This is a genomic window from Citrobacter sp. R-1.5.2 (genome assembly GCF_035064245.1).
Taxonomy (GTDB): Bacteria; Pseudomonadota; Gammaproteobacteria; order Enterobacterales; family Enterobacteriaceae; genus Citrobacter.
In genome coordinates this window covers 1-219 of the sequence record NZ_JASEYC010000129.1, presented here as the reverse complement: position 1 = coordinate 219, position 219 = coordinate 1, and the positions used below count along the sequence as shown (strand labels likewise).

Below are 219 nucleotides of genomic sequence, written 5' to 3'. Positions count from 1 at the left end.
ATCGGTGGAGCTGCATGACAAAGTCATCGGGCATTATCTGAACATAAAACACTATCAATAAGTTGGAGTCATTACCCCCCGGACGAGTGGGAATCCATGGTAGGGATTTTTACCGAAATGGAAGAACACTATTAGGGGGCACCTCAGAAAACGGAATCTATGGTCACTCCCGTTTTTGCAACACCGATTTTGACGACAAGTTGGCTTGCTTGAATCTAT

1 protein-coding gene is annotated in these 219 nt (G+C 44.7%); it reads left to right on the top strand.

Features of this window, described 5'->3' with window-relative positions:
- A partial coding sequence (locus QMN38_RS27170; protein ID WP_071528444.1) for an IS1 family transposase occupies positions 1 to 61 on the top strand: 61 nt, incomplete at its 5' end.
- Positions 62 to 219: the final 158 nt, after the last annotated feature.